The organism is Pleurocapsa sp. CCALA 161 (assembly GCF_003003995.1).
Lineage (GTDB): Bacteria > Cyanobacteriota > Cyanobacteriia > Cyanobacteriales > Xenococcaceae > Waterburya.
In genome coordinates this window covers 13,902-40,275 of record NZ_PVWF01000042.1, presented here as the reverse complement: position 1 = coordinate 40,275, position 26,374 = coordinate 13,902, and the positions used below count along the sequence as shown (strand labels likewise).

The 26,374-nt window shown below is 38.1% G+C and carries 25 protein-coding genes and 1 pseudogene; 18 read left to right on the top strand and 8 right to left on the bottom strand.

The features are described 5' to 3' along the window. Positions 1 to 2,462 (bottom strand): efflux RND transporter permease subunit (locus C7B62_RS12100; protein WP_106236332.1); only part of this gene is annotated, 2,462 nt, incomplete at its 3' end. Positions 2,463 to 2,496: 34 nt separating this feature from the next. Here C7B62_RS12100 and C7B62_RS12095 point away from each other — a divergent pair. Then, entirely contained in the window at positions 2,497 to 2,847 is a 351-nt protein-coding gene (locus C7B62_RS12095; protein ID WP_106236326.1) for a hypothetical protein, read from the top strand. Positions 2,848 to 2,981: 134 nt separating this feature from the next. Here the strand turns inward: C7B62_RS12095 and C7B62_RS12090 are convergent, their stop codons facing one another. The 4 genes from C7B62_RS12090 to C7B62_RS12075 all read right to left on the bottom strand — a co-directional run bounded on the left by C7B62_RS12090 (position 2,982) and on the right by C7B62_RS12075 (position 7,599). Further along, positions 2,982 to 3,794 (bottom strand): class I SAM-dependent methyltransferase, encoded by an 813-nt coding sequence (locus tag C7B62_RS12090; RefSeq protein WP_106236324.1) that lies wholly within the window; start codon positions 3,792 to 3,794, stop codon positions 2,982 to 2,984. 69 nt (positions 3,795 to 3,863) lie between these two features. After that, positions 3,864 to 4,223 (bottom strand): GNAT family N-acetyltransferase, encoded by a 360-nt coding sequence (locus C7B62_RS12085; protein ID WP_106236322.1) that lies wholly within the window; start codon positions 4,221 to 4,223, stop codon positions 3,864 to 3,866. 124 nt (positions 4,224 to 4,347) lie between these two features. Further along, positions 4,348 to 5,997 carry a cyclic peptide export ABC transporter gene (locus tag C7B62_RS12080; RefSeq protein ID WP_106236319.1) on the bottom strand — a complete coding sequence of 550 codons (1,650 nt, stop codon included), beginning with the start codon at positions 5,995 to 5,997 and terminating at the stop codon, positions 4,348 to 4,350. 231 nt (positions 5,998 to 6,228) lie between these two features. Next, the gene (locus C7B62_RS12075) at positions 6,229 to 7,599 is read right to left on the bottom strand and encodes an efflux RND transporter periplasmic adaptor subunit (RefSeq protein ID WP_233219932.1); all 1,371 of its coding nucleotides are present in this window, start codon (positions 7,597 to 7,599) and stop codon (positions 6,229 to 6,231) included. A gap of 185 nt (positions 7,600 to 7,784) precedes the next feature. Between C7B62_RS12075 and C7B62_RS12070 the strand changes: the two genes are divergently transcribed. From C7B62_RS12070 to C7B62_RS12025, 10 genes and pseudogenes are all read left to right on the top strand, one after another. Continuing rightward, positions 7,785 to 8,315 carry a PadR family transcriptional regulator gene (locus C7B62_RS12070; protein WP_106236317.1) on the top strand — a complete coding sequence of 177 codons (531 nt, stop codon included), beginning with the start codon at positions 7,785 to 7,787 and terminating at the stop codon, positions 8,313 to 8,315. Between the two features lie 80 nt (positions 8,316 to 8,395). After that, positions 8,396 to 8,557 (top strand): annotated as a pseudogene (locus tag C7B62_RS12065) (response regulator transcription factor); the annotation flags it as partial. A gap of 310 nt (positions 8,558 to 8,867) precedes the next feature. Further along, positions 8,868 to 9,977, top strand: a complete 1,110-nt coding sequence (locus C7B62_RS12060; RefSeq protein ID WP_106236314.1) for a tRNA (guanine-N1)-methyltransferase — start codon at positions 8,868 to 8,870, stop codon at positions 9,975 to 9,977. A 169-nt stretch (positions 9,978 to 10,146) separates the two neighbouring features. Further along, complete coding sequence (secD, locus tag C7B62_RS12055; protein ID WP_106236311.1) at positions 10,147 to 11,589, top strand: protein translocase subunit SecD; 1,443 nt, start codon at positions 10,147 to 10,149, stop codon at positions 11,587 to 11,589. 88 nt (positions 11,590 to 11,677) lie between these two features. Beyond that, a complete protein-coding gene (gene secF / locus C7B62_RS12050; RefSeq protein WP_106236342.1) occupies positions 11,678 to 12,634 on the top strand; it encodes a protein translocase subunit SecF in 957 nt (318 codons plus the stop codon). 66 nt (positions 12,635 to 12,700) lie between these two features. Then, positions 12,701 to 13,075 carry a hypothetical protein gene (locus C7B62_RS12045; protein ID WP_106236308.1) on the top strand — a complete coding sequence of 125 codons (375 nt, stop codon included), beginning with the start codon at positions 12,701 to 12,703 and terminating at the stop codon, positions 13,073 to 13,075. 85 nt (positions 13,076 to 13,160) lie between these two features. Next, positions 13,161 to 13,376 (top strand): acetyltransferase, encoded by a 216-nt coding sequence (locus tag C7B62_RS12040; protein WP_106236306.1) that lies wholly within the window; start codon positions 13,161 to 13,163, stop codon positions 13,374 to 13,376. A gap of 721 nt (positions 13,377 to 14,097) precedes the next feature. Continuing rightward, entirely contained in the window at positions 14,098 to 15,858 is a 1,761-nt protein-coding gene (locus C7B62_RS12035; RefSeq protein ID WP_106236304.1) for an Ig-like domain-containing protein, read from the top strand. 359 nt (positions 15,859 to 16,217) lie between these two features. After that, positions 16,218 to 16,499 carry a hypothetical protein gene (locus C7B62_RS26530; RefSeq protein ID WP_233219930.1) on the top strand — a complete coding sequence of 94 codons (282 nt, stop codon included), beginning with the start codon at positions 16,218 to 16,220 and terminating at the stop codon, positions 16,497 to 16,499. A 2-nt stretch (positions 16,500 to 16,501) separates the two neighbouring features. Next, positions 16,502 to 16,720, top strand: coding sequence for a DUF2283 domain-containing protein (locus tag C7B62_RS12025; protein WP_106236301.1), 219 nt, complete (start codon positions 16,502 to 16,504; stop codon positions 16,718 to 16,720). A gap of 201 nt (positions 16,721 to 16,921) precedes the next feature. Here C7B62_RS12025 and C7B62_RS12020 read toward each other — a convergent pair whose 3' ends face one another. The 3 genes from C7B62_RS12020 to C7B62_RS12010 form a co-directional block, all read right to left on the bottom strand. After that, positions 16,922 to 17,311: a PIN domain-containing protein gene (locus tag C7B62_RS12020; protein ID WP_199194164.1), complete on the bottom strand. Its 390-nt coding sequence runs from the start codon at positions 17,309 to 17,311 to the stop codon at positions 16,922 to 16,924. Next, positions 17,298 to 17,543 (bottom strand): AbrB/MazE/SpoVT family DNA-binding domain-containing protein, encoded by a 246-nt coding sequence (locus C7B62_RS12015; RefSeq protein WP_106236297.1) that lies wholly within the window; start codon positions 17,541 to 17,543, stop codon positions 17,298 to 17,300. The genes C7B62_RS12020 and C7B62_RS12015 overlap by 14 nt, the downstream gene beginning before the upstream one ends. 394 nt (positions 17,544 to 17,937) lie before the next feature. Further along, positions 17,938 to 18,243, bottom strand: coding sequence for a shikimate dehydrogenase (locus C7B62_RS12010; protein WP_106236295.1), 306 nt, complete (start codon positions 18,241 to 18,243; stop codon positions 17,938 to 17,940). A 441-nt stretch (positions 18,244 to 18,684) separates the two neighbouring features. On the opposite strand from C7B62_RS12010, the gene C7B62_RS12005 reads away from it, so the two are divergent. From C7B62_RS12005 to C7B62_RS11975, 7 genes are all read left to right on the top strand, one after another. Further along, positions 18,685 to 20,460: a S8 family peptidase gene (locus C7B62_RS12005; protein WP_106236293.1), complete on the top strand. Its 1,776-nt coding sequence runs from the start codon at positions 18,685 to 18,687 to the stop codon at positions 20,458 to 20,460. A gap of 86 nt (positions 20,461 to 20,546) precedes the next feature. Beyond that, complete coding sequence (locus C7B62_RS12000) at positions 20,547 to 20,768, top strand: DUF5818 domain-containing protein (protein ID WP_106236290.1); 222 nt, start codon at positions 20,547 to 20,549, stop codon at positions 20,766 to 20,768. A 129-nt stretch (positions 20,769 to 20,897) separates the two neighbouring features. Then, positions 20,898 to 22,151, top strand: a complete 1,254-nt coding sequence (locus C7B62_RS11995; RefSeq protein WP_106236288.1) for a response regulator — start codon at positions 20,898 to 20,900, stop codon at positions 22,149 to 22,151. Between the two features lie 98 nt (positions 22,152 to 22,249). Then, positions 22,250 to 22,612, top strand: coding sequence for a response regulator transcription factor (locus C7B62_RS11990; RefSeq protein WP_106236286.1), 363 nt, complete (start codon positions 22,250 to 22,252; stop codon positions 22,610 to 22,612). A gap of 273 nt (positions 22,613 to 22,885) precedes the next feature. Further along, positions 22,886 to 23,248 carry a PleD family two-component system response regulator gene (locus C7B62_RS11985; protein WP_106236283.1) on the top strand — a complete coding sequence of 121 codons (363 nt, stop codon included), beginning with the start codon at positions 22,886 to 22,888 and terminating at the stop codon, positions 23,246 to 23,248. 153 nt (positions 23,249 to 23,401) lie between these two features. Further along, positions 23,402 to 23,926, top strand: coding sequence for a chemotaxis protein CheW (locus C7B62_RS11980; protein ID WP_106236281.1), 525 nt, complete (start codon positions 23,402 to 23,404; stop codon positions 23,924 to 23,926). Positions 23,927 to 24,130: 204 nt separating this feature from the next. Continuing rightward, on the top strand, positions 24,131 to 26,323 hold the full coding sequence (locus tag C7B62_RS11975; protein ID WP_233219928.1) for a methyl-accepting chemotaxis protein: 2,193 nt from the start codon (positions 24,131 to 24,133) through the stop codon (positions 26,321 to 26,323). The last annotated feature ends 51 nt before the right edge of the window (positions 26,324 to 26,374 follow it).

Genomic DNA, 26,374 nt, shown 5'->3' with positions numbered 1-26,374 from the left:
ACTCTTTGTCCGTTGTAGTGACTGACTTGTGCTAGTTCTGGTTTGACTTGTACTTTACCCAAGGAGTCGAGAGGGACAGTGGCAAGGGAATTATTCTGATTACTATTACGGCTGGGAGAAGTTGCCAGTAAATCTAAGGAAGAGATTTGAGATAAGTTAGCGCGATCGCGATTTCCTAAACGCACTCTGACGGGTAATTCTTCTGTTCCTTCTAAAACTGAACCACCAACCGCACCTTCTAGGGTAGTGTCTAATTGTTGGGCGATGGTTGTACGATCTAATCCTGCTAAACGCGCTTGTTCTTCGTCTACTTGAAACTGTAGCTGGGGTTGAATTTCGTCTAAACTGGCCCGGGTATGGGTAATATCGGGGATTTGGATCAAAGTTTGTCTGGCTTGTTCTCCTAATGTTTGCAAGGTGGCTAAATTAGAACCATAAATCCGCATTTCAATCGGTGCATTGTAAGGAGGCCCTTGTTCTAGCTGTCTGACAATTATTCTGGCGGTGGGAAAAGCTGAATCTAATTCGGTTTGCAGTTTTTGAGCCACCGAACTAGATGCGAGGGATTTTAATTGGACTAAAGCTTGAGCGTAATTAGCTTGTTGTTCTTTGCCGCTAGTTAAATTGTAGTAAAAACGAGGAATGCTTGTGCCTAATAACCAGTGAACATCTTTTACTTCTGGACGAGCGATTATTTGTTGGCGAATTTGTTTAATTAAAGTCTGAGTTTGTGTCAGAGAGGCTGAGGATGATAATTCTAGTTCTATTTGTAGTTGATCGCGATCGGCAGCAGGAAAAAATTGTTGTTCGAGATTACCAGCTTGAATAAAACCAATAATTGGAATTAATAAAGCCAGGAAGATTGATAAGACAGGTTGAACAAGTGTCCATTTTAAACTGCGTTGATATATGCGAGTTAAAGCAGGAAAAGAAACACCTGTTTGCAACCATCCCGACGGGGAGGTAGAGGGGGTAGGGGAAGTAGGATGTAACTTAGCTGTTAAGGCAGGAATAATTGTTAGAGAAATAAATAGGGAACAAGAGACAGCGATAATTACGGTTACAGCGATCTCCCCAACAAATTCTCCCGTAGCCCCAGGTAATAGTGCAATAGGTAAGAAAGCAATTACAGTTGTGAGAGTTGAACTCAACAGAGGGATGGCTAAAGTCTTGACGCTATTAGTAATTGCAGTTTTGGCTTGCGTTGACTGTCGTAGTTGATTTTGTACCTCATCGACCATAATGATGGCATTATCAATTAAGATACCCAGGGCGATAATTAAGCCTGTAATCGACATTTGGTGGAGAGGAATATTAAACCAATTCATCCAACCCAAGACCATTAAAACCGATAGAGGTAAGGCTGTACCAACGATCAAACCACTGCGCCAACCCATCATTACTACAGTTATGCCAAAGACTAAGGCTGCACCGAATAAGAAATTGATATTTAGGTTATTAAGTCTTGCCTCAACATAATTACTTTGATCGAAAATAATTGGTAAACCAATGCTACTGGGTAACTCTGATTGAAACTCAGTAATCTTAGGTTGCACTGCTTTGCGCCATAAATCCAGTTTTTGTCCTGATTCAACATGAACGGCGATCGCTACTCCAGGATAGCCATTAATTAAAGCCAGTTCATTCGCAGGTTCGGTAATCCCTTTACGGATAGTTGCAATGTTTTGTAGGGTTACAAATTGACCGTTATCAGCAAAACTAATGGGAATTTCTCTAATTCTGGCTAAAGTATCCAGTTCTCCAGCGACTTCTATTAATAAATCGCGATCGTTACCGCGTAATTGTCCAGCAGCAATCTTACTATCACTTTGAGCAATTTGCTGTGATAATTCCGTTGCGGTGAGATTATAACTAGCTAAAGCTTGAGGATTAATTTCGACAATAATTTCTTCATCAGGATCGCCCAAAAGTTCTACTTCTTCTGTACCTGCAATACCTTCTAAACGCTCTTTGAAAACTTCTGCTTGTCGGCGTAAAATTCCATAGTTAGGTTGGTCATCTTGTTGCCAAGTTAAACCAGCAATCAAAGCATAGGCTTTAACTTTACCTTCTTCTAATTCTGGTTCAGTAATATTAGCAGGTAATTCAACTTGGACTTCATCAATTTTATTGCGAACCCTTGACCAAACTGCATCTACTTCTTGTTTAGTGACACTATCCTGTAAATCAATTTGAATAATTGAACTGCCAGCCCGAGAAGTAGAACTATACTGATCTATTTCTTCAATTTCTGTTAATTTGTTTTCGATTTTTTCGGTAACTAAATTTTCAACTCTTTCGGCATCAGCACCAGGAAAGAAAGTTTTCACAATTGCAAAACGCGAAACTAATTCAGGATCTTCCAATCTAGGTAATGCGAAATAAGAAGAAATACCCCAAACAGCAATTAAAATAATAGTTAGGATTAGGAGACGAGTGTTGCGATAAAATAGAGTAAACATTGTTGAGTATTGATTATTGATTATTGAATAGACTATGACACCAGAAGAAATTAGAAATACTATCGAACAAATGTTGGCTGTTCAAAGACAAATTCAAGAAAGTCAAATCAGAAACACAGATAATATAGCTAGAGTGGATCTTCAGATTCAGGAAAACGCAGCCTTAATTAGAAATAACAGAGAAGATATTCGCTCTTTAAAAGAGGATATTGGCACTTTAGTTGTAGAAATAGCTAAGTTGACAGTAGATCAACGGGAAAAATTCAATCAATTTTATGGTTATCATCAATCCGCTGATTCAGATCGCTTAAACTTATTGGAAAGACTGATTAAAATGGAACAAGAAATAGTTCAAATTAAACGGCAATTGGGTAGTCAATCTTAGTACATGGCGTTTTTTATATCTACGAAATATAGTATGTATTTTGGTTGTTGTTGATTGTTAATCATAGTTATTGTTATTGAATTTTTTGTAGAGTAAGTAGGTAGGTGAATAGGTAAAGCGATCGCTTTTTATCTCTATTGAATAAATCTCAAATGTCCTATTTTGCCTTGACTTTTTAATACGGGAATATACTTGATTAATCCCAGCCATCCTAATCGTTTTTTATATTTATCAAAGTAATAACATTGATCGATTAATTTAATTCCTCGATCCCAAGTTTCTATTTCTTTTAAATTATTAACTCCCCATTTAAAAGAAGCATTTGTTTCTGATACGCCAGGATTTAGCTGACTGTTTTTTGCCGAAAATTTCCCCATTGCATCAAAAATTAGTTCTGAGCCAGCAAAGTTATTTTTCAAAGTAATAATTAACTGTTTAACTTCTGATTCCGAGAAATAAATTAATAAACCCTCAGCAATAAAAAGAATTTTTTTGGATGTTTTTGACTGTATTTGTTTAATCCACTCAAAATCTAAGACAGAATAGGGGAGATATTGAAATCTTTCGGATTCACCACCAAGCAAAGTATCCCAAGCTGGTTTTACTCTAGGTAAATCTATACCAAACCAATTAATTAAACCATTATCAACTCGAAAAAATCGGGTAGATAAGCCTGTTCCTAAACTAACAATTGTGGCATGGGGATTTTGACTAATAAAATTTTTAACAACTTCATCTATAATTGCCGTTCTAATGGCAACAATAGTTTGATTTGATTCTGAGTCAAATTTAGGAAAGTTGTAATTTATACTGTTTACAATTTCAACTGATTTGTCATCTTTTATTAATCTGTCTTCTCTTTTGGTTTCCAGGCTTCTTAGATATACCGTAATTAAAAGAGTTTCTGATACTTCTTGTAACTCTGAGACATTAATAAGATTATTCATGCTTCTTACTATTTTTTACTGTCTTGTTTATTTGGAAATTAGATTTTATGAATCCATTTAGAGTTTAAATTACACTCGAAATAAAGTAGTGTAACTAGAATGAAAGCCAAACTTTTGATAGAAAGAAAAAACTTGTTCATTACCTGCTGCAACTATTAGTTTTTGTTCTAAGGTATTATTTTCTTCTAGCCATTGCAAACTAGTTTGCATAAGTTTAGTACCGAGATTATTGCCTTGATATTTATCTAAAACATATAAAGCTTCTACTTCGCCAATGCGATCGCTAGATAAGGAAGTAATACAAAATCCAATTGGCTCGTGATGATTACTGGTATAAACTAACTGAATATGCAGTTTTCCATCACTAGCTTTGGCTAATAAAGCACCGTCGCACTGACTTTGTAGATAAGCTGCAATACCATCAGCCATTTCTCCCGCATTTTGAATTTGATTTTCAACGAATAATTCCCAAAGATTTTGACAATATGGGAGTAATTCAATGCTTCCTACCTTAAATTAAAATGAATTCATCATAAATATTTTTCCAGAGAATTTAACTCAAATATCGATCTTCAATTATTCGACCATAATCTAGTTTCACAAGGCGATTAGGCTTACGCCTACCCTTCGGATCGCACTCTTCAAAATATCGATCATCATGACTAACAGCAATAACAGTTTTACCTCGGCTTTTTAATTGGGGTAATAGTTTTTTGTAGAATATTTCTTTAAATACAGGATCTTGATCCGATGCCCATTCATCAAAGACATAAATCGGACGATCTTCTAAATAAGCAGTTAGTAAAGCTAATCTTTTACGCTGTCCTTGAGATAAATTTGTAGTGGATAAAGTACCATCCTTAACTGTGACTTTATGTTCTATTTCCAGTAAGTTTAGATAATTCTGTATTTCTGTGGCACGGTTTGATTCTATTCCCAACAGACGATCAAATAAATAGAAATCATAAAACACTACTGAAAACTGTTGCCGATACCATTCACGATTATCATCTCTTACAGGAATATTATTTAACAAAATCTGACCGCGATCGGGAGTATATAAACCTGTAATTAATTTAACTAAAGTCGATTTACCACTACCATTGCCACCAACGATAAAGACAATTTCTCCTGGTTGAAACTTGAGATTAATATTATCTAAGGTAAACTGATGTTCTTCACTGTCTCCCCGATAAGTATGATTAATATCTACTAATTTTAAACTTGTCCACTTATCATTGAAATCAGAACCAGTAGGAAAATCAGGTTCTGTGATTTGTTCGGCAAGAGATAGTCCTAAAGACTCAATTTTTTCTAGTGAAACACTCGTTTTACTGATTTCTGGTAGCGTATTTAAAATTCCACGTAAAGGAGTAATTGCATATAAAAAAGTCAACGTGTAGCTAGTCAAAACATCATGAGGAATTGACATAATTCTAGTCAGACCAAGCAACAAAATACCCAAAGGAATAAAAAATAAACCCAATCCATAACCACCAGCGATCGCAAAAGCAATCATTCCCTGCATCCAATTGTGGCGCACACTTTTTGCTGTAGCTTTTAAGTCTTCTTGGAAAAAAGTATTACGTCTTTGACGGTGTAATTTTAATTCTTTAATACCTTGAGTGACTGTCTGAAAATGTTGGAATAAAATGTCTTGTTCTGCTCTAGCATTTTTTAATCCCGATCTACCTTGATTAGCAATGTATTGATAACTAAAAATACCCAAAATAATCATCGCTATAAATAAGATAAATACTGGAAAAGATAGCCAACATAAATAAACTAAACATCCTAAAACTAAGGAAATATTAACTCCCATACCCGAGATGGCAATGGAAGAACCAGCAATAGTATTAACATCTTCCGTAATAGCAGCTAATAATTTTGGTGCGCCTAAAGTTTCTAGTTCGCTTAAAGGACAGGCTAAAATACCTTGAGTTAAATTCAAACGAAGATTATAAATAATATCTTGAACTAGTTGAGTTAGTAGCATCCAAGATATAGCTGACGAGATCATTAGCAACAAGCACAAACCAATAAAACTTACTACTATTCCAGTCGATATTTGGTCTATGTTTTGTAAAATATAATTGATCAGTGCAATCAAACCTGCACTACTAACGCCAGTAAAAATACTCGCGATCGCTCCTAGAACAAAGAGTTTTCCTGATTTCTGAAATAAAAGACGGATAATTTTCATAAGGCAATAGTTTTACTTGTTCTAGAAAATTTAGGTTATGAATGGCTAAATTTCCCAAAGCGCTCGGTAATTTCCACGATGAGTTAATCAGTTCGACGTTGCTTAATCAGGATGTGATTTTCAACTTTTCGTTATTAAGTAGAAAAATCAAAAAGCTTATGGCTTATAGCTTACAGCTTATAGCTACGAACAGTCTAATTTTTTATTTCTAGCCTCAAATCAGCAACGCCATTAGTCCATACTAACCAGTTGACCAGAAACAAGTCTTTGCGTACCATCAGTGACGATCGCATCACCTGCTTTTAATGTGCCTCTAACTAAAACTCTTTCCCCATCAGTTTCCAAGACTTCTACTAATCTGCGTTCAACTCGGCTGGTATTAGAATCATTTGCCACGACAGCATAACAAGACCATAAATCGCGATCGCCTTTGACTAAAGCTGTAATGGGTAACCAATATCCATCAGTCTTATTAGTATGAGTAACATTTAAACGGGCGATTTCTTTGGGAGATACTTGAGTAGCTGCGGTGGGTGAGAGCTTCAGAACTAATGTCCTGGTGCGTGTTGCGGGATTAACTTCAGGTAAAATAGAACTTACTCTAGCACTATATTTTTTGTCGCCAATTGTCACTTGTTGTTCACTGCCAGCCTGCATTTTGTTGGCAACTAAAATTGGTAACCCCACTTTAACTTTGGGTTGAGCATTTTCCACCAAGCGTAAAATAGATTGACCTGGTTGAATTACAGTTCCTTCATCTAAATTACGAGCCGAAACTATGCTGTCGAAGGGAGACTTCAGGGTACTTTTGGCGATGGTAATATCTAAATCTTCGATCTCCGCCGACAGTCGATCTACTGCTGCTTGTTGGGCGTTAATCTGTTCTACTCTAGTACCGTTATTCAACTCAGCTAAATTACTTTGAGCATTGACTAAACGTTCGGCTAAGGCTTTTTGATTAAAGGCGATTTCGTCCAACTCTTCGCGAGCGATCGCCCCTTCACCATATAAATATTCTCGACGAGAACTTTTGAGTTGCTCTAGTTTTAGCTGTTGTTCAATATCCCTTACCTTTGCTTGGGCTGCGGTAATTTTCTCCGTCCTCGCACCATTGCTTAATTCTGCTAGGAGTGCTGCTGCTTGCGCTTTTTGGGCGACTAAGCCCTGATGTTGTGCTTCTAGGTTTGCTGTATCTAACTTAGCTAGAGGAGTACCAAGAGAAATGCGATCGCCTTCTTCCACCAAGACTTCAGTTAACTTTCCCCCACGCTCAAAACCAACTTCGCTTGTCCGTAACGCCGTTACTTCTCCCGTATAAGTTTGAGAAGTCGAATATGATTGAACTGCTTCAATGGCTATAGTTTTAACTGGCAGTATATTTGTTTGCTTGTTAGCTAAGACTTTAGCCTCTGTTGTCTGCTGTGGCTGGAATTTTTGCCCCAAGACAAAACCTAATCCTAATAAAATTACAGTAGCGATCGCTAGCTGCCAGTTTTGCACTGGTTTTTTGGGTTTCATTTGAGGGGGAAGTTTAATGTGATTTTGAGCATTTTCTTTTGATGTATCGATTGGTTCAGCTTGAGGAGATTTTTTTAAGCTCATTTTATTTTCCATCTAGTCATAAATGGTTTATCGATATACAATTTAGTTAATACACAACAAATTTAGTATTATATAAATATATATACAATTAGTTGAGTATGTCAAGCGATCGCTAAAATTCGCTTATGATCGATACCAATCACCCTATAGGAACAAGCAGATATTTGTTTTGACTAAATAATGAAATGGCACTAACACATGCAATTTTGGTAACTCTGGGAGACGAATCTTACAGCGGTTACGATCTCTGGAAGAAATTTTCGCAAACCAGTCGGTACTATTGGCAAGCCAGCCAACAGCAGATATATCGAGAATTAGGAAAATTAGAAAAAGAAGGAGCGATCGCTTCAGAAGTTGTTCCCCAAGAAGGTCGTCCTGACAAAAAGCTTTATCGAATCACCGACCAAGGAGTAGAAAAACTAAAAACTTGGCTTTTAGAACCAGCCGAACCAATGGCAGTTCGCGAAGAGTTGCTAGTCAAACTGATTGCAGCCAATTTAGTTCCCAAATCAGTCATCTTGCAACAGATTCAAAGTCGTCTTCAAATCCACAGTAAACAGTTATTAGTGTACAAAACAAAAGAACAAGAAAAATTTTCCGATCTGGCTCAATTATCCTATAAACAAAAATGTCATTATCTAACCTTGCGTTGTGGCATTCGTTACGAAAGTTCTTGGATCGCTTGGTGTGAAGAAGCGATCGCCATGCTTAGTTAAGCAAGAATTTTTATTTCAATATTGTGTTTCGACGGTTATAGTATCAATGGTTTCAGCTTCCATGTCGGCAGGAATTTTAAAGGAAAGCGATCGCCTTAGCCGAAAAATTACAGCCAGATGTAATCTTAATGGACATTCAAATGCCTATTTGTCATGGAGTTACTGCCACTCGTGAGATCTGCCGACGCTATCCTTGGATGCGGATTTTGGTCTTAACCACTTTTGATGATGACGAATACATAAGACGCTTAGTGTGAATTAGCTTCGTTCGAGTTTACTAGTTCGTAGCTATTAGCTATTAGCTTTTAGCTTTTAAATATTACCCAGTAACAGCGAAACAACGTTATTTCATCCCTTGAATTAAAATTCACTATGACAAGTACTAGTTCACAAGCAATTTTTAATTCACACCAGACGTATAAGATAAAAGTAAATAATTAAGGCTACGCACTAATCAATCTGCTAAGAGTGGGTAGTCCTAAAGGATAAGCTTCGCAAATAGGTAGTGGGTTAACATCAGTAAAGAATTAAGGCTACAAATAAATCTAACAATTGAAAAATCAACCTAATTGGCATCAGGAAGAAAAAGCTAAGTTTCAGGTAGGTCAGGCTTTTTATAATCCTCGAACTAAATATGTGCGGGATTTGGGGGTGTTGGCAGCTACGGCTTACAAACAAGCTCATGGTAGCCTCAAAGTGTTAGATACTCTAGCTGGTTGTGGCGTTCGCAGCTTGCGCTACTATCTAGAGAGCAATGCCGATTACTTGTGGGTTAATGACGGGAATTACCAGCTTAATTCTACAATACAGCCAAATTTGAGTTTAACGATCGCCCCAGAACATTTTCAGCTCACTCATCAGGATGCCCATCGAGTTTTCTTTCACTGTTATCAAGAGCGTGACTACTACGATTTAGTAGACGTAGACTGTTTTGGCAGTGCTGTCCCCTATCTGAATACGATGCTTTGGGCAACTAAAATCGGTGGGTTAATGTATCTCACCTGCACCGATGGCAGAACTTTAACAGGACATCCTCCCGAACAAACAGTTCAGGCTTATAATGCGATCGCTCGTTCCCATCCCGCTATTCAAGAACAGGCTTTAAGATTACTGATTGGGGCAACTCAACAACAGGCTGCAACCAAAGGATTAGGCATTGAACCGATCTTTTCGTTATTTACAGGACAAACTTATCGGGTGATGCTGCGTCTAGTATCTAAACCCCAGTTGACTGCAAATAACTATGGCTTTCTGGCTTATTGTCATCATTGCGGTAACTATCAAACTTATTCCTGGCGTAAATTAAATAAAGTTGGCTGTATCTGTAAAAATCCTGCTATTACCGTCAGCGGTGCAATGTGGCTGGGTAAATTACACGATGAGCAACAGCTACAACGTTTTCAAACTCTAGCTCAAGAGTGGAATTGGTCAAAAATAATCAAGTTACTAAATCTAATGCAGGGGGAAATCGACTTTCCACCTTACTTTTATACCCTGGGAGAAATTGGTAATCGAGGCAAACTAGATCTACCCAAGCGATCGCATTTAATTAAAACCCTTCAAGATCGAGGCTATCAGGCAGCAGCCACCCATATCTCACCAGAAGGAATCAAAACTGATGCCCAAATGGAAAACATAATTGCGATCGCCACCAATATTTAACAGACTACTGATAGTAACAGATTCACTGATTGCGGATTAATGGCTCTGGCAAGAGTACAAAAAGGATCTATCATGGCATTTACTACGGCAGAATGTAATGTTGAGCTAAAGTACCATAGTTCAAGAAGAGAAAAAGCTGCCCTCATATTAGGCAGGTGATAATAAGTAAATGCAGAAACAAAGAGCCTACATTATTTTAATTTTGGCATTGGTCGCAGCGGCGATCGCCATTTTGATAACCATTCCACCCCAGTTAGGACTAGACCTAAGAGGGGGCGCTCAGTTAACTATTCAGGTCAACCCGACCAAAGAAAACCCCAACGTTAAGCCCACAATCAAAGATGTTGAGGCAGTACAGCGAGTCTTAGAAAATCGGATCAACGAGTTTGGAGTGTCCGAGACTACGGTACAAACTATCGGCGAAGACAAAATTTTGATCCAAATACCAGGAGAAAGTCAGCCTGAAGAAGCGGAAAGACGCTTAAAAGGAACGGCTAAATTAGAGTTTAAAGAGCAACGCCAAGGCACAGAAGGCGAATATCTAGCGGAAAATCAAGTTAGGCAGCAAAAAGCCTCCGCATTAGCGATTTTGACCCAGGGAGAGTTAGCCAAGGCAAATCAGGAGAAGATAGCTGAAGCGAGGCAATCTTTAGAAGAATCCAATAAAGCGATCGCTAGCCTATTTGAATCTGTTGGTTTAACTGGGACAGACCTTACAGATGCTCGTCCTCAACCTGATGCCACAGGAAATCGTTGGGAAGTAGCGATTAACTTTAATGATGCTGGGGGCAAAAAGTTTGCCCAGTTAACCAAAAACTTGGCGGGGACTGGTCGTAGTCTTGGTATTTTCCTCGATGATGATCTCCTTAGCGCTCCCGTAGTTGGGCCTGAATTTGCCGATACCGGCATTGCCGGTGGTCGTGCAGTCATTACAGGTAACTTCGACCTTGAAAGCGCAAAAGATTTAGCGATCCAGATTAAAGGTGGTTCTTTACCCTTCCCCGTGGCTGTAGTAGAAAATCGCACTGTTGGGGCAACTCTGGGGCAAGATAGTATCCGTCAGAGCATTATTGCAGGTAGTGTCGGCTTGTTCTTAGTCTTAATCTTTATGGTGGTTTACTATCGTCTACCAGGAGCAATTGCCGATGTTGCTCTGATTGTTTATGGTTTGCTCACTATGGCTTGTTATGCCCTAATCGGGGTTACTCTGACTCTCCCTGGAATTGCTGGCTTTATTCTCAGTATTGGGATGGCGGTAGATGCTAATGTGCTTATTTTTGAACGCACTAGAGAAGAATTAAAGGCAGGGAAAACCCTCTATAAGTCGGTCGAATCAGGGTTTTTTCGGGCATTTTCCAGTATTTTAGACAGTAACGTCACTACAGCGATCGCCTGTCTTGCTCTGTTATGGCTAGGTTCGGGTTTAGTTAAAGGTTTTGCCATCACTCTTTTGATTGGAGTCGTGGTTAGTATGTTTACCGCTGTTACCTGTAGCCGTACTCTAATGTTATTAGTAGTGTTAAGCAACAAGAAAATTCGCCAGAAACCAGAATTATTCTGCCCCAATGTTAATTCTGTCCCTAGTAATACCACAGGGGTACAACGTCAGTAGTTATTTTACAAGAGTCAAAAGTCAAGTTAGGGGCGAACGGCCGTTCGCCCGTACAAAAGCCAAAAGTTTTGCAATTTAAACAATGGAAATGAAATTTAGAGTTACCCAGAAACGAAACTTATGGTGGGCAATTTCGGGAATAGCAATGCTCGCCAGTATTGCTGCAATGATTTTTTCCTTTACTACCTTGGGCGCACCTCTTCGCCCTAGTCTCGACTTTGTCGGTGGTACTCGCATCCAGATTGCCCGTGATTGTTCCATCGCCAATAATTGTGACCAGCCTATAGATGTGGCGCAGGTACGAGAAGTACTCAATGAGCAAGGATTAGGTAACGGTACAATTCAGCTACTAGGAAATGATCGACAGATTCTTTCTGTGAGAACAGAAAATCTTGATACTGACCGCCGTGAGGAATTATTAAATTCTTTAACTAAGCTAATCGGTAAGTTCGATCCTCAAACCCTTCAGATCGATTCTGTAGGGCCAACAGTTGGCGAAGAATTGTTTGTTTCAGGGATATTGGCGTTATTAGTCGCTTTCTTTGGCATTATTGTCTATTTAAGTATTCGCTTCCAGTTTGATTATGCTTTGTTTGCGATCTTGGCATTGTTTCATGATGTGCTGATTACGGCAGGGGTATTTGCTATCTTGGGCGTAACCATGGGTGTCGAAGTTGATAGTTTATTCCTCGTTTCACTGCTAACTATTGTGGGTTTCTCCGTTAACGACACTGTAGTAATCTACGATCGCATCCGCGAAAACATGGCGGCTAATCCTGACTATTCGATTAATCGAGTAGTTGATGATGCCGTTACTCAAACCTTAGGGCGATCGATTAACACCACTCTGACTACTTTGCTACCACTGCTGGGCATATTTTTCTTTGGCGGGCAAACCCTTAAATACTTTGCTCTAGCCTTAATTGTGGGCTTTGTTCTGGGTGCATATTCTAGTATCTTCGTTGCCAGTACTCTGTTAGCTTGGTGGCGCAAAGATAAAAATAACAAGCCTGTTGTAATTACTGACACCCCAGCATCGGAATGATGACAATTGGCGAGCGATAATTAATAATTAGAATTTTGCAATACAGGTTCTATTGAACAAGACACAGTGACTAATAATCAATCTGATTTTAAACAGCAGGTAGCTAAACTCCATCGGCTAACGGTATATGGTCGCTGGTTGTTTGTCTTGGTTAGTTGGCTAACGCTTGGGATCTATGCCCTGTGGCAACTTAAGTCAGAGATTGCCCTCTGGTTCGACTATTTCACCTGGGCAGCCGTCTATTATGGATTTCACTTTAATTTAATCCCAACTCTCTGTTTGGCTTTTTGTGTCGCCACTACTGTCTCTGTTTTAGTCTGGCAAAGTCGCAATATTATCTGGGGACTACCTGCTAGTGAAAAACACCAGCTAGAAAAGCAAGTTGAAAGAATTCAGGCTAAGGGAAAAAGACATCCTCTTTGGAAATGGATCAATAAATAAATCTTTGGTCAGATGAAAACAACCCCTAATTGGTAATACTTTTGAATAGCGAAAGATTTAATTAACAATAAATAGGAAGTTGCTAATGCTATTAAAAAGTAAAGAAGACGATGGATTGGTAGAGATTAACGAAGTAAGCGATCTGATCGATCCTTTTAAGGAAGAAGTGATGGTGCAGGTTCAAGAAGGGCAGAATGAACAGCCTCCTGAACCCGTAAAGAAATCTGATTTGGTTTTTCCTTCAGGAGAAGCTCTTCCTCTATGCTGGCTAGATAGCAACTATAAGTTAAAAAGTAATTAAGCGTATTTTTTAATTATTTTTAGTATCTCTAATTGATATATAAGCGCTGTTAAACGATTAAATTAACAGTGCTTTTTTGATGATTTTATTTTAAATTTTGGGGTTTACTCAGCGATCGCTGTAATGTTATAATTTTTTTTATAATGGGAGTGGTGACTTCAATACATAGCTCCAAATGCTCCCATTATGAAAATCTTAATCTTAATTAAACCACATTTGGCGATCGCCAGTCAAGAAAGTTATTTTTTTACGTTTGGCTTCTAGGTTTTGCCCCCCCCAGCCCCCCAATTCTGGGGGGAGAACAATTGAAAGTCTCCCAAGTTTGGGGGATTTAGGGGGCTTTAAAGTAATGATACGTATATTTATCTAGAAAATAAACCAATTATTGATATATAAAAACCAACCAAAACATAATAATTACAGTTATTAATTACAAGCGATCGCCCTAAGTGTGGTCGCTTTTTTTTGTTGATTACATTATGCAGTCTATAACCTTCTTCATAGCAAATTCGTCAAAGACAATCAGTAAACATGATTGCTTCGCAATAGAAAGCCAAATAAGTTCAGTATTTTCAAGAGTTTACGTTAGCAATTCACCACTGTTATTGTTGATGAACTAGGAAATCTAGTGTAATGAATTTTCTTAATAAGTTAGAAAAACGAACTCAAGTTACTACACAAACAATCTATATAAAAACGATAGGAAGAAGACCCACAAATAATGCTTAAATTTATTAATCTAAAAAAACTAACAGCTTGTACTTTTGTCGCTATTTTGATAGCAGGAAGTTTAATTGCACAGTCTGCATTAGCTAATAATGGCAATGGCAATGGCAATGGCAATGGTAATAGTAATAGTAGTCAATCTTGCAACACCAATAATGGTCAGGGTAATAATGCACCTATCCCGATCACTTTATCCACAGGAAAAACAATCACTGTAACGCAATTTGATCCCAGTAACCCTGGTAATGGCGATTACATCACTAGAAGAATTGAGGCTGCTAATTCAACTTTATCTTCTTTAGAGATTTTAGAAGCTCAAAATAAACTTCAACTATTAGTCAATGATGTCGAATTGCGTGGTCAAAGCTCCACTGGCTCAAATTGTGGCTCTGGCAGTACATCAACCGCTACTACTTCTAGCTCCAATAACTCTAGTAGTGCATCAGTTGAAAAGTCAATTACAGTAACATTAGAAGCACCTAGGACTCAAGCTTCACAGTTACCAGCAGCAGGAACTTATGTCGTTAATTTTAACGAGCAATCTGGAACAGCAGGATTTACCAAAACTAACGGTACTACTACTTATACTTATGGTGGCGATCTAAACGTTATGAACGCAGACCAATGGGGTGGTGCAGACGCAACTAAATATATTACCCAAGCTGATGGCAAAAATAGTTTTAACGTTAAAGTTAACCAAGACCAAAGATACTTTGGTTTCTGGTGGTCAGCAGGCGATGCAGCTAACAAAATAATTTTTAAAAATGATGGTCAGGATGTAACTGTTTTTGAAACCAAAGATTTAACTAAATTTATTCAAAATTCGGGTATTGCTGGCAGTAGTGGATCATGCAATGGTAACAATACTAATAACACCAATCAATATTGCGGTAATCCCAATAGACTTAATCAAAGTGGTGGTCACAATGGCGAACCATTTGCTTATGTCAACGTCTTCTTTAATAACCAAGTATACGATGAAATCGTGATTCAAACTTTAGTAACTAGTGGGGCAAAATTTGAATCTGATAATCATACTTTTTCAGCAGCCAATCAAACTATTAGAGGTACAGCCGTCGAGCGTTTGGCTACTGCTATGGCAGATCAAGTTTCTACTAATGAAGATAATCCAACTAACGACAATGTTATCACTAACGATTTAGGTGATGGATTGAGTGTTAGTAAGGTCAACGGTGTTGCAGCGAATGTCGGTAAGAAAGTTAATTTACCCTCTGGTGCTTTGGTCACTCTTAATAGCGATGGAACTTTTACTTATAATCCCAATAGCAAGTTTGAGTCTTTAAATCTTGGTCAGACAGCCACTGATACTTTCTCGTATGAGATTAAAGATAGTAAAAACAACGTTAGTACTGCGACTGTGACCATGACCATTAATGGGGCTGCTGATGTCCCCGATGCCGTACCAGATTCTTTCACTACTAATGAAGATACTGCGACTACTGGTAACGTCAAAACTAATGACACCGATCCTAATGGCGATCCTCTTACTATCACCATGGTCAACGGAGTTGCAGCTAATGTCGGGACAGCAGTTACTCTTTCATCAGGTGCTTTGGTCACTCTTAATAGCAATGGAACTTTCACTTATAATCCTAATAGCAGCTTTGAGTCTTTAAACGACGGACAAACTCGCACGGATACTTTTACTTATACTGTAAGTGATAATAGTAATAATACTGCTAGTGCCACCGTCACTATGACCATTACTGGAGTTACAGATCCCATCTCAGACTAAATAAATATTTTGATCTGAATTAATTTGAATTAATAAAAAAGCGATCGCATTTAGTAAGTGGGATCGCTTTTCTGTTTGACTCGATGTTAAGGTGAGCGCAACAGATGTTTTGATTAATAGCGATCGCATTAATAATTTTCCTGACAAGCGATCGTATTAAGTGCGATCGTTTTTTTAATGGAGTTATGCGATCTCTCTAAGTAGGGCGATCGTTTTTTTCTGGGAATTTATATATTGCGATCGCCTGTTTCAAGTTGTATTTAAGCCATGCGATCGCTTTGTTTATGAGAAACTAACCCAAGTTTTTGCACGCAAAAGAGATAAAATAACTTGCTCAAAGGAACACAAGGGAAGCTATATTGAAAACAACTCGTTATTTTGAACGTGGGGGATGCGTCGTTTTACGGCGCAAATCCAACCACGTTGTTGAGGAACAAGTCCTATTAAAAAGACCTTATATCAATCGAGAGTGGTGTCAAAAAGCAATTCAAGAGCCTGCCAAAAAGGAAGTACAACCCGACGGACGAATTCGTCACTGGATATACATTGCCGAACTAAATAAATATTTTAGAGTTGTTACTCTAGAAGATGGGGAAACAATTCATAATGCTTTTCTAGACCGAAATTTTAAGAACCAGTAACTATGAAATTTAATTACTATCCCGAAACAGACTCGCTTTATATTAGTCTGAGCGAAAAACCTAGCACCGACTCTCAGGAAGTTTCTCCTAGCATTGTGCTTGACTTTGATAGTGAAGGTAATTTAGTTGGTATTGATATAGACCATGCTAGTAAAGTTGTGGATTTAACTCGTCTGGAAGCAGAAGCTTTACCAATTAATTCTATTGCATTAGCTAAATAATCCAAGTTGCTAGTTAATTTTAAAGTTTAGCAACGTCAATTCCTCGTCATTTTAATTTATTGGCGATCGCCCTGTCTAGTGCGATCGCTTTTTTAATGGAGTTATGCGATCTCTCTAGGTAGGGCGATCGTTTTTTTTCTGGGAATTTATATTTTGCGATCGCACTTAGGAATATTTGAAAAAACTTAATGGCAGATTAATTTAATCTAAAACTCGATACCATTTATCATCTTTCAGCTTTTGATCGAAAGTTACTGTTGTGCTGCATTCGTGAAAATGATTGACTGCACCAATGAGATAATCGGCAAAATCAGCTTTTCCTAACTTGTTAAGTTTCAATGCTTGGTAAATAACAGTACGATTTGCAAATTCCAATTTAGAGCTTTGCAGTAAAAGTTCTATGATTTTCAAAATTTCTGATTGAGGATATTGATAGGGTTTTCCTCTCAAAACCCAAACCATCTCACACAAAACGATGTTAGAGATAAAACAAGATTCAGCATTATTGATTATTTCTACTGCTTGTTTCCATTGTGCCTGATCATCTTTGGTTAGATATCGCACCAAAATATTAGTATCAAGTCCAATCACTAGCACCCTGGGCGATTGCCTGTTCCATGTCTGCTAAAGAAGCTGCTTTCATTCCTGAACGGTGGAGAATACCAGACAAGCTTTCTACAGCGACATTTAAAGAGATAACTTTGACTTCTCCATTTTCATCAATGACAAAATCTATTTTGCTTCCAGTATCTAGGTGTAGATAGTCTCTAATTGCCTTGGGGATAGTAACTTGTCCTTTACCTGTTAAGCGAGCCTGTACCATTTGAATTTTTCCTTACTTTTGCTCCTTACCTAAATTATAATCCAAAAATACTTGACTTAAACCAAACTTGAATTTTTCAGTTTGTTCAGTTCAAATGCACGATCGCATTTAGTAAGTGCGATCGCTTTTCTGTTTGACTCGATGTTAAGGTGATCGCAACAGATGTTTTGATTAATAGCGATTACGCTATCGCGTAGCCTTCGGATCGCCTTAATAATTTTCCTAACAGGCGATCGCCAATTCCGCTAATTTGAAATATTTTAAAATTAAGCAATACCGTATTGAGAAAGCGATCGCTTTCTTGGTATACTACAAAATGTGGACACCTAGGTAAAATAGAGCAACAAGAAACTGGAAATATCAGGATAGTTACTTGCTAGGCTTCTAGTTCAAACTAACTAATCGGTATGGTTCTGATGATTAAAGTCAATATACTAGTCGTCACTGCAACCAATATTGGAATAATCAAAGATTTGGCCCCTTTGAGGTCTGAAACATCAGTACTTAAAGCCTTTTGTGTAGATTTAATTTCTCTAATATCTTCGGTGGCTGCATCAAGTTTGGTTTCTACCTTAGTTAGCCTCAAATTTATATCAGTAGTATTGTCATTGAGCTTGTCTAGTTTTTGATCGAGTTTGTCAAATCTCTGCTCGAATCGAGTCAGGATTTCTTTGAGGTCTGATTCTATTTGTACACTCATTGCTATAATTCAGTTAGGTTTTAAATGAAGAAGCTGTACTATTTTGTCGATTGGGCAGCTTCTTTTTTAATTGTACGTTTGTTCGTTCTAATTACTTTTCTTTTAAACTATAGAATTTAAAATACATTACCAATTGATTCTATTGCATTAGCCAAATAGTAATTTGGGCGATCGCGTAATCGCTTTTTTATTTTACTGGATGTTAATGCGAGCGCAAAATGAGTAAAGTATGTTTAAAATTTCACAAAGCGTTAATAAATTCTTCTAAATTTTGTATGGTTTTCCTCTTAAAACCCAAACCATTTCACACAAAACAATATATTTATTTCTAAAGTGATCGCTTTTTTTACGTGTAGAGATGAAAAAGGCGATCGCCACTACTACCAGATTAGAGTTGCGTTATCTTTAAAGATAAGAAAATAATAGCTAAATCAAATAGCCATGAAAAAGTTGTTGCTGCTGTGCTTATTTGTTCTGGGAATTGGATTTGCTCTCGCTAATTTTCAAGGACTGGCACGCCAAGGAGAATTCAATTCAATTATTTTAGATTTTAAAGAAGATGTACCGATCACTAAGATTAGCGAAGAGATTCAACAGCTATCAGAAAAATATGATCAGCAGGTTAATTTAAACAGTTTTTTCTCTATCAGCGATCGCATTTATATTGTTGAGGGAGACAAACAAGTACTTAAGGAATTAAAGCGCTCTCCTCTGCGTAAAGATACAGAATATATTGAAGCAAATTACCTATATCACATCAGTAATGTTCCTAACGATCCTCAATACAATCGACAGTGGAACTTTCGAGATATTAATATCGAACAGGCTTGGGATGAAACTAGGGGAGCAGGGGTAACTGTTGCGGTAATTGATACAGGAGTCAGCATCGTACCCGATTTGAAGTCAACTAAGTTTGTCCCAGGTTACGATTTTGTTAAAAATAAAGATGATGCCAGTGATGATAATGGACATGGAACTCATGTAGCAGGTACTATCGCTCAATCTACTAACAATGGCTATGGAGTAGCAGGAATCGCCTATGAGGCTAGCATTATGCCCTTGAAGGTGCTAGCTAGTAGTGGTGGCGGAACGGTCGCTGATATTGCTGAAGCGATTAAATTTGCAGCGGATAACGGTGCTAATGTGATCAACATGAGCTTGGGTGGTGGCGGTGCTAGCAACATGATGGAAGAAGCAATTAAATATGCCCATAATAAAGGTGTTGTCATTGTTGCTGCTGCGGGGAATGCAGGTCGTAATGCAGCGTCTTATCCTGCTCGCTATCCTGATGTGATTAGCGTTGCCGCCACCAATCCTGCGGGAGATAAAGCTTCCTATTCAAACTTTGGGGCGGGGGTCGATATTTCGGCTCCTGGAGGTAGTGCTGAGGGTAAAGGTAATAGCGGTAAGATCATTCAAAATACGATTAATCCTGCAACTGGTGAATCAGTGTTTGTCGGTTTTCCTGGAACTAGTATGGCGGCACCTCATGTATCTGGGGTAGCTGCGTTAGTTAGATCTACTGGTGTTGAGACTCCAGATGAGATTCGAGATATTCTGCTGCAATCTGCGCGTAAAGTTGAGGAAGATCATCTCAATCACTTTGGTTCAGGACATTTGGATGCTAATGCAGCAGTTCAGCTAGCGCTTAAAGGCAAAATTACCTTTAATGATTTTTTCCGTTGGCTGCGTAAAAGTGGTTATCTCAACCTTGGTTTCTGGATTGATGGTGGTGCAGTGGCGCTATTACCCAAGCTGGCTATGGTACTGGGGTCTTATCTACTAGCTTGGTTTTTACGCAACTATCTGCCTGTCACCCTTGGTTTAAACAGTGGTCTGATCTTGGGTAGTTCTGGGTTATTTTTCCTTCAGGGACTATATTGGTTCGATCTACCGCAATGGCCGATGCGTTTATTTGGTAGCTCTTTGCCCGAATTAGGTAATGTGGTGTTTGGCAATGCTAACCTTAATCCGCTGTTTGCCAGCGCATTGATTCCTTTTATCTTGATCGCCTTGCTGTTAAATTCCCACCTTAAATGGTTTGCCATTGGCTCTAGTATTGGCGTTGCTGCTTGTTTGGGAGTCAGTGCTTTTGCCGATCCTGGCATCTGGCTATTGGGTAGTGGCGCGATCGCTCGTAGCTATTTGATCCTCAACGCTTTGGCTTGTCTAGGTTTGGCATATATAGCTAGCCAAAAAAATTCTCAACGAGTTTAAATCAAGTGTCAATTAACTAACAGGTAGACACCTATAATTAGGTTAAGGGTTTGGTAGTACCAAGCCCTTATTAATGATCGAGGTGAATAAGTATGACCTTAATAGGAACAATTGAAAAAAAAGGCTTTGGTTTTGGTACTTGGGCATTAGTAACCGATGATGGTACAACCTACGAATTAAAAGATCCCGTGTCCGCATTACAAAAAGGAGGTCTTAAGGTAGAAGTTAAGGGCAAGATCCGTAAGGATATTATGACTATAGCGATGATTGGCGCTGTACTAGAGGTGGAATCCTACAGGGTACTCTAAACTTTTGCCTAAATATTGCGCAGATATTTCCAGGCATCAATTTAATTTTAATAATTATTTCTGATTAAAACTGATCGATAATTGGCTTGATTAGGGAATGATAAGACCATTAATTTGATTTTTATCATTATGACAACAACTATCAAGCTTAATCTTAAAAGGTTATTATCTCAACTAGCAGATGCTAATAGTTCTGGTTGTCTTGAGATTAGTGCAGATCTGACTTGGCAAATTTATTTATCCCAGGGAAAGATACAGTATGTATATTGCTCTGCACAACTGTTAGAACAGCTTAAATATCATCTCTATTACTTTGGATGGCAAGAAGCAATTGCTGCTATTAAACAGTTGCCTAATTCTTTGCTCAACAGTTCATCATCCATACACAGTCAACCCGCCGATCACATTTATAAACAGGTTATTCTTTGGCTTTTAGCCGAACATGTTCTCGATCTTTCTCAAGTCCTAAAACTAATTCAACATATTACCAAAGATGATTTATTATCTTGTCTGTGGTTAGAATCTGGCACATCTTCCTGGCAAGCTGAATCTACACTTCCTGACTGGATTCCGCAACAGATTCAAGGTTCTCTTTCTTTGAAAGTAGCGGAATGTTTAAATGAGGCAGAGATTAAAGAAAGACAGTGGAGTAGTTGCAGTGAGCAATTACTATCGGTATATCAACGTCCTTATTTTCCTCCCAGTTGGGAAAAAAAGTCTTTACCAGTTTCTGGTTCGCTTAATCATAAAGTACTGACTAATTTAACTCAAGTCTTAAAAGGAAGTACTAGTATTCGTCAACTCTCAATCTTGCTCAAAAAAGACGAAATTAACGTTGCCAAAGTTCTCTCGCCCTACATTGAACATAAAATAATTTATTTAAATCACCCTCAAGCACCCTTCGATAAAATACCCCATATTCCTAGAAGCATTGTGAATGCTCCACTGATGTCATTTGAAACCAATGATAATGATGATCATGACATGACTCAGGCTGTTGGAGTTGATGCTCCAGGAAAAACTTGGAAAATAGTGTGTATTGATGATAGTCCAACTATCCTCAGCGAAATCAAACGTTTTCTCGATCAAGATAAATTTCAAGTTACAGCAATTGACGATCCTGTACGAGCTGTATCTCAAGTTTTTAAAATTAATCCAGACTTGATTTTATTGGATATTACTATGCCTAAAATTAATGGTTATAAACTATGTGGATTACTAAGAAATAGTGGCAAATGTAATCATATTCCTATTATTATGGTTACAGGAAATACTGGTTTAATTGACAAAGCCAGAGCAAAATTATCGGGTGCAACTGATTATTTTACCAAGCCTTTTAGCAAACATGATTTGAATCAGCTGGTAGAAAAACATCTTATTTAGCTTGATAAATTCATACCAATTAAATATAGCTTTTATTGTTTAACAATACCTTAGCTTCCAAGTTTTACTAATTAGAAAATATAAAAAATATGAAAAATATGAAAACTATTTTAGTTGTAGACGACATAAAATCAGAATTAGATATGATGGCAAATTACTTGATTCAAGCTGGCTATAATATTGTGATGGCTAATAGCGGAGAAGATGCGATCGCCAAAATTTCCCAAAATAAACCTGATGTTGTCGTCACTGATTGGATGATGCCCAAAATGGGCGGATTAGATATTTGTCGCCAACTAAAAAAAGACCCAGAAACAGTAAATATTCCTGTAATTGCCTGTACTGCCAAAGATCGAGATGTCGATCGCATGTGGGCAAAAAAACAAGGGGTCAATGGATACGTTACCAAGCCCTGTACTCAGGATGATTTAGTCAATGCAGTTCGACAAGTATTGCTTTAATTTCAGCCCAGAGCGTCAAATCTGCCCTTAATATTCAGGTTAATTGGATGTTGTGGCAGATTTTTGTATTTATAAAAATTAATAAGTTTTAAGTTGAGAGATGAATATTTTCTGCGCTTCTGGGAATTATAAGAATCTAACTTAAATTAACCATAAAGGGTGGAGAGTGATTAACTTAAGAACTATCAATAATTATGTAATTACACTGTGGCGTAAGTAATAGTTTTAAATCAAGCATTGCTTTGCTCAATTAACTTAATCAACCTAAAAATTATGAAAACAATTCTCATCGTTGATGATTTACAATCCCAGTTGGATTTAATGGAAAAATATCTAGCCGATGCTGGGTACAAAATTATTGCCGTCAACAATGGCAAAGAAGCGATCGCTCAAAGTATCGCTAGTAAACCAGATTTGATCGTCACCGATTGGATGATGCCAGAGATGGGAGGATTAGATGTTTGTCGTAAATTGAGCAAAAATCCTGAAACCGAGCATATTCCAGTAGTTGCCTGTACTGCTAAAGATCGAGATGTCGATCGCATGTGGGCAAAGAAACAGGGGGTTAAAGCATATGTAACCAAACCCTTCACTCAGGATCAATTGGTAAATGCTGTCAAAGAAGTTATTGGATAAATCATCATAAATTAAGTACCTAAGCAGAATTATTTATCTAGTTTATAGTTTCGTCTTACGTGGTTGCGTAAGCTGGGATTCCCCCAGCACGCCCCACGCGCTAGTTTCTACCTTTTCTTAACTATACAATTAATACCAGCACGACTACTTATCATGTCAACATCTAGCGCGGCTTCGAGAATTCAAGCTAACCTACAAGAGTTATTTGAGGGTAAGCTCGCATCAGGGGATGCCTATATCAAATTTCAGCTTACCCCAGAGGTTAAGGCTTTGTTGTCGATGAGGCAAGTACAGGAATCATTAATTGTCGAAGCAGCAAAAATAACTTCCTTGCCTAGTATGCCAAAATCTACTATTGGCATGATGAACTCACGCGATCGCGTATTTTGTATTTTTGATTTAGCTCAATTGCTGACTCTATCTGCTGAATTAATCAGTTCTCGACAGTATCAAATTATTGTCTTGAAAACCATGAATGAGCCAGCAATTTTTGTTGGTTTTGCCGTATCTCAAATTCAGGGAATTGTCCGTTTGTCAGCAGAAAAGATTAAATTATCTTGGGATAATGCTCCTGCCAATATTGTTTCTTTGGTAAGTGGATTTGTTCAGGAGGGAGAATCTATGATGCCGATTATTGAATTAAATAATGTTTTGAAAACTTTAACCACACAAGCATAAAGCAAAATTATAGTCTATTTGCTATTTGATCTAAATTACTTATTTATAGCAATCCCTACTCAAGCTAGGACATTTACTACCTACTACCTACTACCTACTACCTACTACCTACTACCTACTACCTACTACCTACTAACAGTTAACTAAACTTATCCTAATCTAACTTTGTACGGCTATATTAGCCTAATTACTATTTTTATTACTATGAATAATCACAAACAAGCCAATTTAAATTCGGTTAAATCTTCAAGCCCTAGTATGGGCAAATCCTTAAAGCTCAAAACCAAAGCAACTTTATTAGCGATCGCCATTGGCACAATTCCCGTGCTGGTAACGGGGGCAACTGGTTACTATTTTGCCAACAAGTTGATTACCCAAGATGCTATCTTGCTGGAAGAAGAGCGGGCGAGAGAGTTACAAGATAAAATCGGTCGCTTTATGCAAGAAAGACTTGGTGATATTAAGGTATTGACGGGTTTGAAAGTTTTTGTTGACCCTGAAAATTTTACTGTTAAAGATAAAACTGAGATTTTGCAGCGTGTTTATAAGGCTTATGGTGTTTATGATAGTATCGCTGTTTTTGACTTAAAAGGGAATGTAATTGCGCAAACCGACAAAGGAGCAAAACTCGAAAATCACCTTGATCGTCCCTATGTTCAGGCAGCCTTAAAAGCCAATAGGGCTATACTTAGCCAGCCGATTGCTTCTAAATCTACTGATACTTATAGTATTTATGCTGTTTCACCGATTCACGATGAAACTACTGGCAAGCCCATTGGTTTTGCTCGCAACCGCTTACCCGTTAAAGTTTTAGCAGAAATTGCTAAAAGCTATCAAACAGATGGACAGCAATACTATCTAGTTAATGATGCTGGCGAAGTTTTTCTGGGAGCGGAAGAATTTGCTAGCAAAAACGGACAGCAAAAATTACAGATCAAAGATATTTTTGCTGATTTGGCGTTAACTACTGATAAAAAAGAAAGCAGTAATCAGACTATTACCAATCAACTTACCAATACTCGACAACTAGTCTCCGTTACTGCCCCAACTCAACTAGAGGGAATCCAAGAACTTGGTTGGAAAGCCATCATTAGTGAAGATGTAGACTTTGCTTTTGCCGCCCAAAGACAGCTAGCTTTAACTTTCGGGGTTGGTATTGGGATTACTGCCTTACTCGTAGCTGCGATCGCATCCTATCTCGCTAACCGTGCCACCATGCCGATCATTGATGCAGTGACAGCGGTGAAAAAAATTGGTAGTGGGGAGCTTGATACCCGCCTAGCGGTGAATAGTAAAGATGAGTTGGGAGAATTGAATACTAATATCAACTTGATGACCGAACAAATTCAAAAATCCCTCCAAGAACAAAAAACAGTCGCCGAACAAATACGACAAGAAAAAGAACAGCTAGAACTAGCTATTTATGCGCTAATTGAAGAAGTTAGTGATGCTACAGAAGGAGATTTGACCGTTCGAGCTAACTTGGACTCACTGGAATTAAGTACAGTTGCGGATTTGTTCAATGCGATTATTGGCAACTTGCAAGACATTGCGATCGAAGCCAAAGAGTCTTCTGAACAAGTGGGTGATTCCCTCAAACAAAACGAAGAGGCGATTCGTTTATTAGCCGAGCAAGCGCTCTTAGAAGCAAAAGAAACCAGAGATACTTTAAAATCGGTTGCCCTGATGTCGCAATCAATTCAAGAAGTTGCTGCCAATGCCAGCCAAGCCGAAAAGATTACTGACGATACCTACAATACCATTGTTGACAGTACAGGAAATATGGATTTGACCGTTAACAGTATTTTAGAACTGCGAACTACGGTAGGGGAAACAGCCAAAAAAATGAAACGCTTAGGAGAATCTTCTCAAAAAATTTCTCAGGTGGTTTCTTTTATTGAAGAAATTGCCCTTAAGACCAACGTATTAGCAATTAACGCGAGTGTTGAGGCGGGGCGTGCAGGTGAATACGGTCAAGGTTTTACGATTGTAGCCGAACAGGTGGGTGCTTTGGCAGAACAATCGGCAGCAGCAATCAAAGAAATCGCCAGTATTGTCGCAGCGATTCAAACCGAAACCCAGGAAGTAAACCAAGCAATGGAATCGGGAACTACCCAGGTGGTGCAAACTACCCGTCTGGTAGAAACTACCAAACAAAGTTTAAATCTAGTTTTAGAGAAATCTCAAGAAATAAATCAGTTAATGAGTTCTATTTCTCAAAGTGCGATATCTCAGGCGGATGTTTCGCAAAATATTATTAGCTTAATGCAAAAAATTGCCCACCTCTCTAGTAACACATCTAAATCCTCTACAGAAGTGGCGCAGTCAATTTTAGCAACAGCCAAAGTTGCAGCTCAGTTAGAGTCTACAGTTGGTCAGTTTAAGGTAGCCAAATAATTATTGAACTATTGATTATTTATCACTCACGCTCATATTGCTCATATTATT

Coding starts and splice junctions, on each gene's coding strand:
- C7B62_RS11985 (WP_106236283.1), top strand. CDS start 22,886: ATGAAAACAATTCTCATCGTTGATGATTTACAATCCCAGTTGGATTTA.
- C7B62_RS12040 (WP_106236306.1), top strand. CDS start 13,161: ATGCTATTAAAAAGTAAAGAAGACGATGGATTGGTAGAGATTAACGAA.
- C7B62_RS12010 (WP_106236295.1), bottom strand. CDS start 18,243: ATGAGTGTACAAATAGAATCAGACCTCAAAGAAATCCTGACTCGATTC.
- C7B62_RS12090 (WP_106236324.1), bottom strand. CDS start 3,794: ATGAATAATCTTATTAATGTCTCAGAGTTACAAGAAGTATCAGAAACT.
- C7B62_RS12080 (WP_106236319.1), bottom strand. CDS start 5,997: ATGAAAATTATCCGTCTTTTATTTCAGAAATCAGGAAAACTCTTTGTT.
- C7B62_RS12015 (WP_106236297.1), bottom strand. CDS start 17,543: ATGGTACAGGCTCGCTTAACAGGTAAAGGACAAGTTACTATCCCCAAG.
- C7B62_RS12005 (WP_106236293.1), top strand. CDS start 18,685: ATGAAAAAGTTGTTGCTGCTGTGCTTATTTGTTCTGGGAATTGGATTT.
- secD (WP_106236311.1), top strand. CDS start 10,147: ATGCAGAAACAAAGAGCCTACATTATTTTAATTTTGGCATTGGTCGCA.
- secF (WP_106236342.1), top strand. CDS start 11,678: ATGAAATTTAGAGTTACCCAGAAACGAAACTTATGGTGGGCAATTTCG.
- C7B62_RS12085 (WP_106236322.1), bottom strand. CDS start 4,223: ATGGCTGATGGTATTGCAGCTTATCTACAAAGTCAGTGCGACGGTGCT.
- C7B62_RS11980 (WP_106236281.1), top strand. CDS start 23,402: ATGTCAACATCTAGCGCGGCTTCGAGAATTCAAGCTAACCTACAAGAG.
- C7B62_RS11995 (WP_106236288.1), top strand. CDS start 20,898: ATGACAACAACTATCAAGCTTAATCTTAAAAGGTTATTATCTCAACTA.
- C7B62_RS12095 (WP_106236326.1), top strand. CDS start 2,497: ATGACACCAGAAGAAATTAGAAATACTATCGAACAAATGTTGGCTGTT.
- C7B62_RS12075 (WP_233219932.1), bottom strand. CDS start 7,599: ATGAGCTTAAAAAAATCTCCTCAAGCTGAACCAATCGATACATCAAAA.
- C7B62_RS11975 (WP_233219928.1), top strand. CDS start 24,131: ATGAATAATCACAAACAAGCCAATTTAAATTCGGTTAAATCTTCAAGC.
- C7B62_RS12035 (WP_106236304.1), top strand. CDS start 14,098: ATGCTTAAATTTATTAATCTAAAAAAACTAACAGCTTGTACTTTTGTC.
- C7B62_RS11990 (WP_106236286.1), top strand. CDS start 22,250: ATGAAAACTATTTTAGTTGTAGACGACATAAAATCAGAATTAGATATG.
- C7B62_RS12025 (WP_106236301.1), top strand. CDS start 16,502: ATGAAATTTAATTACTATCCCGAAACAGACTCGCTTTATATTAGTCTG.
- C7B62_RS12070 (WP_106236317.1), top strand. CDS start 7,785: ATGGCACTAACACATGCAATTTTGGTAACTCTGGGAGACGAATCTTAC.